The organism is Kitasatospora cystarginea (genome assembly GCF_039533515.1).
Classification (GTDB): domain Bacteria; phylum Actinomycetota; class Actinomycetes; order Streptomycetales; family Streptomycetaceae; genus Kitasatospora; species Kitasatospora cystarginea.
In genome coordinates, this window is sequence record NZ_BAAATR010000092.1 from 1 (window position 1) to 8,976 (window position 8,976).

The window sequence follows — 8,976 nt, forward strand, 5'->3', positions numbered from 1 at the left end:
CGCTGACCACCGCCGTCGCCCAGGCGTACGTGCGTGGTGCGAGCGTCGACTGGCAGGCGGTCTTCGCCGGCCAGGGCGCCCGCCGGGTGGACCTGCCCACCTACGCCTTCCAGCGCCAGCACTACTGGCCGGAGGCACTGCCCGCCGCCACCAACCAGGCGGGCACGGGCACGGGTCCGGACTCGACCGACGCCCGGTTCTGGGAGGCCGTGGAGAGCGAGGACCTCGCCGCCCTGGCCGCGACCCTCGACCTGGACGCGACGGACGCGCAGTCCCCGCTGAACGCCCTGTCGCCGGTGCTGCCGGTGCTCTCCGCCTGGCGTCGCCAGCAGCGCGAGCAGTCGGTGGTGGACGGCTGGCGCTACCAGGTCACCTGGAAGCCGGCCGCCGAGAACCACACCACCGTCTCCGGCACCTGGCTGCTGGCCGTTCCGGCCACGCACGCCGAGGACGGCTGGGTGTCCGAGGTGGCCCGCACTCTCGCCGACAGCGGCGTCGAGCTCCGACGGATCACCGTCGACACCACCGCCGGCGACCGTGACGCACTGGCCGAGAGCCTGCGCACCGCGCACGCGGAGACGGCGGAGCCGACCGGAGTGCTGTCGCTGCTGGCCCTGGACGAGCAGGAGCACCCGGTGCACCCGGCCCTGTCGGCCGGTCTCGCCGCGACCGCGCTGCTCGCCCAGGCCCTGGGCGACGCCGGGACCGAAGCGCCGCTGTGGTGCGTGACGCGCGGTGCGGTCTCGACCGGCCGCAGTGACCGGCTCACCAGCCCGGCGCAGGCCCAGACCTGGGGCCTGGGCCGAGCGGTGGCCCTGGAGCACCCCGAGCGCTGGGGCGGCCTGGTCGACCTCCCGGAGGCCCTGGACGAGCGCGTGCTCTCGCGCCTGACCGGTGCCCTCACGGGAGTCGACGGTGAGGACCAGCTGGCACTCCGCCGCTCCGGCCACTTCGTCCGCAGGCTGGTCCGAGCCACCAGGCCGCAGGCGGCCGTCGCCGCCTGGAAGCCGCGCGGCACCGTCCTGATCACGGGTGGCACCGGTGCCCTGGGCGCCGAGGTCGCACGCTGGCTGGCCAGGAACGGTGCCGAGCACCTGGTGCTCACCGGACGCCGCGGCGCCGACGCCCCGGGCGCGGCCGAACTCCGCGCGGAGCTGGTCGAGTCGGGCGTCCAGGTCACCCTGGAGGCCTGCGACGTGGCCGACCGGTCGGCGGTGGAGACGCTGGTCAAGCGGCTCACCACCGACCCGACCACCCCCCTGCGCGCGGTGGTGCACGCGGCCGGCGTCACCCAGGACACCGCGCTGATGGAGAGCGACCTGGCCGAGCTGTCCCGGGTCGTGGACGCCAAGGTCTCCGGCGCGGTCAACCTGGACGCCGCGCTCGGCGACACCGAGCTTGACGCCTTCGTGCTCTTCTCCTCGATCGCAGGGGTGTGGGGCAGCGGCGGCCAGACCGGCTACGCGGCGGCCAACGCCTTCCTCGACGCGCTGGCCGAGCAGCGCCGCGCGGCCGGGCTGGCGGCCACCTCGGTGGCCTGGGGCCCGTGGGGCGAGATCGGTATGGCAGCCGACGACGTGGCTGCCGAGCAGCTGCGGCGACGCGGTCTGCGGGTGATGGCACCGGAGCTCGGGATCACCGCGCTCCAGCAGGCCCTCGACCTCCGCGACACCGCGCTGACCGTTGCCGATGTCGACTGGGAGCTGTTCGCGCCGGCGTTCGCCGCCGCGCGGCCCCGTCCGCTGATCACCGAGCTCCCCGAGGTCCGCGAGGCGCTCGCGGAGGCCACGGCCGAGGCGGGCACCGAGGACCGGGCGGCGGCGTTCCAGGAGCGGCTGCGCGGCCTGGCCGCCGCCGACCAGGGACGCACGCTGCTCGACCTGGTGCGCACCGAGGTCGCCGCCGTCCTCGGCTACGCCGGGGCCGCGGCGGTCGAGGCCGGCCGGGCCTTCAACGAGCTGGGCTTCGACTCGCTCACCGCGGTCGAGCTGCGCAACCGCCTGAACGCGGCCGCCGGACTGCGCCTGCCGGCCAGCCTGGTGTTCGACTACCCGAACCCGACCGCCCTGGCCGAGCACCTGCGGGCGGAGCTGGTCGGGGACGGTCCCGCCGACACCGCGCCGGTGCTCGCCGAACTCGACGAGCTGGACCGCAAGCTCTCCGCCCTCTCTCCCGACCACGCCGAACGCGCCCGCGTCACGGCCCGACTCCAGGCCCTCCTCTCGAAGTGGAACGCGGTCGACGGCTCCGCCGACGGCACCGAGGACGACGACGAGCTGGACGACGTCTCGGCAGACGACCTCTTCGACATCATCAACAAGGAATTCGGCAGGTCCTGACGTGACGACCGCAACCCACCACGCGACCAGCGTGACGACCGCACCTGACCAGGCCTCCCGGAAGGCAGCCCACTGATGGCAGACGAAAAGAAGCTCCTCGACCACCTCAAGTGGATGACCACCGAGCTGCGCCGGGCCAACCGCCGACTGCGCGAGGTCGAGGAGGCCGAGCAGGAGCCGATCGCGATCGTGGCGATGAGCTGCCGCCTCCCCGGCGGTGTGCGCTCGCCCGAGGACCTGTGGCAGCTGGTCTCCACCGGGGCCGACGCCATCTCGCCGTTCCCCACCGACCGCGGCTGGAACATCGAGGGCCTGTACCACCCGGACCCGGACCACCAGGGCACCTTCTACGCCGACGGTGGCGGATTCCTGCACGACGCGGCCGAGTTCGACCCCGAGTTCTTCGGGATCTCGCCGCGTGAGGCACTGGCCATGGACCCGCAGCAGCGTCTGCTGCTCGAAGCCTCCTGGGAGGTGTGCGAGCGGGCGGGCATCGACCCGGCCACCCTGCGCGGCAGCCGTACCGGTGTCTACGTGGGCGGCAGCTACCAGGGCTACGGCTCGGAGCTCAAGGAGGTGCCGGAGGGCGTCGAGGGCCGGCTGCTGACCGGCAACGCGACCAGCGTGCTCTCCGGCCGGATCGCCTACACCCTGGGCCTGGAGGGCCCGGCCGCAACCCTGGACACCGCCTGCTCCTCCTCGCTGGTCGCCCTGCACTGGGCCTGCCAGGCGCTCCGGCGCGGCGACTGCACCAAGGCACTGGTCGGCGGTGTGACCGTGATGGCCACCCCGGACGTCTTCGTCGAGTTCAGCCGCCAGCGCGGGCTGGCGGCCGACGGCCGGTGCAAGTCCTTCGCCGCGGCGGCGGACGGCACCGGCTGGTCCGAGGGCGTGGCGGTGCTGCTGGTCGAGCGCCTGTCGGACGCCCGCCGCAACGGGCACCCCGTGCTCGCGGTGGTGCGCGGCAGCGCGGTGAACCAGGACGGCGCCTCCAACGGCCTGACCGCCCCCAACGGCCCCTCCCAGCAGCGGGTGATCCGGCAGGCGCTGGCCGACGCCAGGCTGACGGCGGATCAGATCGACGTGGTCGAGGCACACGGCACCGGCACGGTGCTCGGCGACCCGATCGAGGCGCAGGCGCTGCTCGCCACCTACGGGCGGGAGCGCCCGGCGGAGAAGCCGCTGTGGCTCGGCTCGCTGAAGTCCAACATCGGCCACACCCAGGCGGCCGCCGGTGTTGCCGGTGTGATCAAGATGGTGCTGGCGCTCCAGCACGGTGTGCTGCCGAAGACCCTGCACGTGGACGAGCCCTCGCCGCACGTGGACTGGTCGGTCGGCGCGGTCGAACTGCTCACCGATGCCCGGCCGTGGCCGGAGACCGGCGAGCCCCGCCGCGCCGCCACCTCGTCCTTCGGCGTCAGCGGCACCAACGCCCACACCATCCTGGAGCAGGCGCCCCCGGTCCCGGAGGCCGACGACACCGAGGAGACGGACGCCGACACCGCCACCGTGAACACGGCGCTCGTCCCGTGGTTCCTCTCCGCCAAGGGCGCCGACGCGTTGCGCGCCCAGGCCCGGCAGCTGCTGGACCGCCTCACCGCCGACCCCGGGCTCCGCCCGGCCGACGTCGGCTACTCCCTGGCCACCACCCGCTCGGCACTGCCGCAGCGCGCGGCGGTCGTCGCCGCCGAGCCGGCCGACTTCCGCAGCGGCCTCCAGGCGCTGGCCTCGGGCGAGAGCGCACCGCAGTACGTGGTCGCGGACTCGGTCGCCGACGGCGCGCTGGCCTTCCTGTTCACCGGCCAGGGCAGCCAGCGGGCCGGCATGGGCCGGGAGCTGTACGAGACCTTCCCGCCGTTCGCCACCACCCTGGACGCCGTCTGCACCGAGCTGGACCGGCACCTGGAGCGTCCGCTGCGCGAGCTGATGTTCGCGGGTGAGGAGCTGGACCAGACCGCATACACGCAGCCCGCGCTGTTCGCCATCGAGGTGGCACTGTTCCGCCTGGTGGAGTCCTGGGGGCTGCGTCCCGACTTCCTGGCGGGCCACTCGATCGGTGAGCTGGCGGCCGCGCACGTCACCGGAGTGCTCTCGCTGGAGGATGCCGCGCTGCTGGTGGCCGCCCGCGGCCGGCTGATGCAGCAACTGCCGACCGGCGGCGTCATGGTGGCGATCCAGGCGAGCGAGGGCGAGGTGCGGCCGCTGCTGACCGGGGAGTTCGGGATCGCGGCGGTCAACGGTCCCACCTCGGTGGTGATTTCGGGTGACGAGCGCGCGGTGTTGGAGGTGGCGGCGGACTGGGAGGCCCAGGGTCGCAAGACCAAGCGGCTCACCGTCAGCCACGCGTTCCACTCGCCGCTGATGGAGCCGATGCTCGCCGAGTTCCGCACCGTCGCCGAGGGGCTGACCTTCGGTGAGCCGAAGATTCCGGTCGTCTCCACGCTCACCGGTGACATCACGGACGAGATCCGCACCGCCGAGTACTGGGTGCGCCACGTCCGCGAGGCGGTCCGCTTCCACGACGCGATCCGCACGCTGGAGGCCGAAGGCGTCCGCACCTACGTGGAGTTGGGCCCGGACGGGGTGCTCTCCGCGATGGGCCAGGAGTGCGTGATCGAGGACGCCGCTTTCGTGCCGCTGCTGCGCGCCGGCCGCGCCGAGACCGAGGCACTGACGATCGGCCTGGCCCAGGCGCATGCGCGCGGTGCCGCCCTGGACTGGGAGGCGTTCTTCGCGGGCCGCGGCGCCAGCCGGGTCGGCCTGCCGACCTACCCCTTCCAGCGGGGGCACTACTGGCTGGAGTCGGGCAGCGGATCCGCCGCGGCCGCGCCGGCCGACGAGGCGGACGCCCGCTTCTGGGAGGCCGTCGAGCGCGAGGACCTGGACGCCCTGGCCGAGACCCTCCAGGTCGAGGGCGGCGACGAGCTGGGCGCGCTGCTGCCCGCCCTTTCGGCCTGGCGCCGGCAGAGCAGGCAGCAGTCCACGGTGGACGGCTGGCGCTACCGGGTGACCTGGAAGCCGGTCACCGACGCCGGCTCGGGCGTGCCCTCGGGGACGTGGCTGGTGGTCGCACCGGCCGAGGACGCCGTCGCGGCGGACGTGGTCCGGACGCTGACCGAGCACGGTGCGGAGATCCGCCGAATCGAGCCGACCGGTGCCGGTCGCGACGCCCTGGCCGAGCAGCTGCGCGGTGCCGTCGCCGACGGTGCGGCGGTCGCGGGCGTGCTGTCCCTGCTCACCCTGGACGAGCACGGCACCGCCGCGCCGACCGCGACCCTGGTACAGGCCCTGGGGGGCGCCGGTATCGCCGCCCCGCTGTGGTGCGTGACGCGCGGTGCGGTCTCGACCGGCCGCAGTGACCGGCTCACCAGCCCGGCGCAGGCCCAGACCTGGGGCCTGGGCCGGGTGGTGGCCCTGGAGCACCCCGAGCGCTGGGGCGGTCTGATCGACCTGCCCGAGGTGCTGGACGAGCGCGCCCTCGGCCGACTGGCCGACGTGCTCACGGGGGCCGAGGACCAGGTCGCCGTACGCGCCTCGGGGGTGTACGCCCGGCGCCTGGCACGGGCCCCGCGTGGTGGCGCCGCCGACTGGAAGCCGGCCGGTCCCGTCCTGGTCACCGGTGGCACCGGCGCCCTGGGCGCGGAGGTCGCGCGCTGGCTGGTGCGCAACGGTGCCGAGCACCTGGTGCTGACCAGCCGCCGCGGCCTGGACGCCCCCGGTGCGGCCGAACTGCGCGACGAGCTGGCCGAGTCGGGCGCTGCTGTCACGGTGGCCGCCTGCGACGTGGCCGACCGCGACACGCTGGCCGAACTGTTGGCGTCCGTCGAGGTGTCGGCCGTGTTCCACACCGCCGGCGTGCTGGACGACGGCATGGTGGACAGCCTGACGCCCGAGCGGTTCGCCGCTGTCGCCCGTCCGAAGGTGGACGCGGCGCTCAACCTGCACGAACTCACCGCCGAGCTCGACCTCTCCGCATTCGTCCTCTTCTCCTCCACCGCCGGCACGATCGGCAACGCGGGCCAGGGCAACTACGCCGCCGCCAACGCCTTCCTGGACGCCCTCGCCGAGCAGCGCCGGGCCGACGGCCTCGCCGCCACCTCCATCGCCTGGGGCCCGTGGGCGCAGGGCGGCATGGCCGCCGACCGCGCCCTCGAGGAGCGGCTGCGCCGCGAGGGCGTCCCGCCGATGGCCGCCGAGTCGGCGATCACGGCCCTTCAGCAGGCACTCGAGAACGGTGACACCGCGATCGCGGTCGCCGACATCGCCTGGGAGGTGCTGCTGGCCGACCCGGGTGCCTCGCCCCGCGCCACCACCCTGTTCGACGAGATCCCCGAGGCCCGCCGAGTCCTCGCCGCCCCGGCCTCCGACGCGTCCGCCGAGCGCAGTCCCCTCGCGCAGCGCCTCGCCGGCCTCTCGGAGACCGACCGCGCCGCGGTGCTGCTCAACCTGGTCCGCACCGAGGTCGCCGCCGTCCTCGGCTACGGCACGCCAGAGGCGGTGGACGCGGGACGGGCGTTCCGCGAGCTGGGCTTCGACTCGCTCACCGCCGTCGAACTGCGCAACCGGCTGGGCGCCGTCACCGGACTGAGCCTCCCGACCACCCTGGTGTTCGACTACCCGACCTCGACCGCGCTGTCCCAGTACCTGCGGACGGAGTTCTTCGGTCAGGAGCCCGCGGCCGAGCTGCCGGTACCTGGCAATCGTGCCGAGGACGAGCCGATCGCGATCGTCGCGATGAGCTGCCGCTTCCCGGGCGGGGTCACCACGCCCGAGGAGCTGTGGCAGCTGCTGTCGACGGGCACGGACGCGATCTCCGGCTTCCCGACCGACCGCGGCTGGGACCTGGAGGCGCTCTACAGCAGCGACGCCGAGCAGGCCAACACCGCCTACACCCGTGAGGGCGGATTCCTCCACGACGCAGCCGAGTTCGACCCGGTCTTCTTCGGGATCTCGCCGCGCGAGGCCCTGTCGATGGATCCGCAGCAGCGGCTGCTGCTGGAGACCTCCTGGGAGGCCATCGAGCGGGCCGGCATCGACCCGGAGGCCCTTCGCGGCAGCCAGGCCGGCGTGTTCGTCGGCACCAACGGCCAGGACTACCTCACCCTGGCGGCGAACTCACCGGACGAACTGGAGGGCCAGCTCGGCACGGGGACCGCGGCCAGCGTGGTGTCGGGCCGCCTCTCCTACACCTTCGGGCTGGAGGGCCCGGCCGTCACCGTGGACACCGCCTGCTCCTCCTCGCTGGTCGCGCTGCACCTCGCCGTGCAGGCGCTGCGGAACGGCGAGTGCACGCTGGCCCTGGCGGGCGGCGTCACCGTGATGTCCACGCCGGGCGCCTTCATCGAGTTCAGCCGCCAGCGCGGTCTCGCGGCGGACGGCCGCTGCAAGCCCTTCGCCGCCGCCGCCGACGGCACCGGCTGGGGCGAGGGTGTCGGCATGCTGCTGGTGGAGCGGCTCTGCGACGCCGAGCGCAACGGGCACCCGGTGCTGGCCGTCGTGCGCGGCAGCGCCGTCAACCAGGACGGCGCGTCCAACGGCCTCACCGCCCCCAACGGCCCGTCCCAGCAGCGCGTGATCCGCCAGGCGCTGGCCAGTGCCGGGCTGACGGCCGACCAGGTCGACGCGGTCGAGGCACACGGCACCGGCACCGCACTGGGCGATCCGATCGAGGCCCAGGCGCTGATCGCCACCTACGGCCAGGACCGGCCTGAGGACCGTCCGCTCCGGCTCGGTTCGGTGAAGTCGAACATCGGCCACACCCAGGCGGCCGCCGGCGTCGCGGGCGTCATCAAGATGGTGCTCGCCATGCAGCACGGCGTACTCCCGCAGAGCCTGCACATCGACGAGCCGTCCGCCCAGGTCGACTGGTCCGCGGGTGCGGTCGAACTGCTCACCGAAGCCACCGCCTGGCCGGAGACCGGACGTCCGCGCCGGTCCGGCGTGTCGTCCTTCGGAATGAGCGGCACCAACGCCCACGTCGTCCTGGAGCAGGCGCCCACCCGGCCCACCGAGCCGCGTCGGCCCGCCGGCCGGACCGTCCTGCCGCTGCTGATTTCGGCCCGCAGCGAGGAGGCGCTGCGGGCGCAGGCGAGCCGACTGGCCCCCTGGAAGGCCGAGGCCGGCACCCCGCACGGGCTGCTCGACCTGGCGTACTCGCTGGCCACGACGCGTTCGGTGCTGGAGCACCGCGCAGTGGTGGTGGCCGCCGACGATGAGGGGTTTGCGGGGGGTGTACAGGGGTTGGCCTCGGCAAACCCCGGTGCGAACGTGGTCCAGGGCTCGGCCGCGGGCGGCAGGTCCGCCTTCCTGTTCACCGGTCAGGGCAGTCAGCGGCAGGGCATGGGAGCTGAGTTGTACGAGACGTACCCGGCGTTCGCGGAGGCGATGGACGCCGTGTGCGCGGAGCTGGACCGGTACCTGGAGTGTCCGCTGCGCGAGGTGATGCTGGTCGCGGACGGCGAGGGGCGGCTGGACCGGACCGAGTACACCCAGCCGGCGATCTTCGCGGTGGAGGTGGCGCTGTTCCGGCTGCTGGAGTCGTGGGGTGTGCGTCCTGACTTCCTGGCGGGTCACTCGATCGGTGAGCTGGCCGCGGCGCACGTGGCCGGGGTGTTGTCGCTGGCGGATGCCGCGGTAC

At 74.2% G+C, this 8,976-nt stretch carries 2 protein-coding genes; both read left to right on the top strand.

The genetic code is table 11. The features are described 5' to 3' along the window. Nucleotides 1-2,339 (top strand): SDR family NAD(P)-dependent oxidoreductase (locus ABD369_RS39455; RefSeq protein WP_344641471.1); only part of this gene is annotated, 2,339 nt, incomplete at its 5' end. Between the two features lie 75 nt (nt 2,340-2,414). Next, nucleotides 2,415-8,976: type I polyketide synthase (locus tag ABD369_RS39460; protein WP_344641472.1), on the top strand; the 6,562-nt coding region annotated here is incomplete at its 3' end.